Raw genomic sequence first — 649 nt, 5'->3', positions numbered from 1 at the left:
TTCCGCAGCCGCGACATGGAAAAGACCTACTGGGCCGTTGTCGCCCGCCGCCCGCCCGTGGACGAGGGGCGGATCGACCTGCCGCTGCGGCGGATCGAGGGCGCGCACGGCGCCTATGGCGGCGAGCGCAGCGAGCCCGCCACGCCCGACGACCCGGACGCCGCGCGGGCGATCACCGACTACCGCGTGCTCGACCATGCCGGACGCAAGCTCGCCTGGCTGGAGCTGCGGCCCCTGACGGGGCGGACGCATCAGCTGCGCGTGCACTGCGTCGCGATCGGCGCGCCGATCCTGGGCGACGTCACCTATGCCCGGCCGGATCAGAACAACGCCTTCGCCGCGACGGTGGAGGGGCTGTCCGACACGTTGCACCTGCATGCCCGCGCGCTCCGCCTGCCGCACCCCGCCGGCGGGGTGCTGGAGGTCGAGGCGCCGCTGCCCGCCCATATGCGCGAGACGTTCCGCACCCTCGGGTTCACCGCACCGGCGCCGCGGCCGGCGCGACGGACCGCGCGGACCGGTTGAGGCCATGCGACGCCGCACCCGCTGGCTGCTGATCGCCCTGGCGGCGGTGATCGTCCTGCCGCTCGCCGCGGTCGGGGTTCTGCTCGCCACGATCGACCCGAACGCCTTCAAGCCGCGTATCGAG

1 protein-coding gene is annotated in these 649 nt (G+C 74.4%); it reads left to right on the top strand.

Features of this window, described 5'->3' with window-relative positions:
• Positions 1-525, top strand: a 525-nt coding sequence (locus B8460_RS19995) for an RluA family pseudouridine synthase (RefSeq protein ID WP_048863386.1), incomplete at its 5' end; no start/stop codon positions are given.
• Positions 526-649: the final 124 nt, after the last annotated feature.

Origin of the sequence: Acidisphaera rubrifaciens HS-AP3 (assembly GCF_000964365.1) — a bacterium.
Taxonomy (GTDB): domain Bacteria; phylum Pseudomonadota; class Alphaproteobacteria; order Acetobacterales; family Acetobacteraceae; genus Acidisphaera; species Acidisphaera rubrifaciens.
This window is presented reverse-complemented; position numbering and strand designations above follow the sequence as displayed.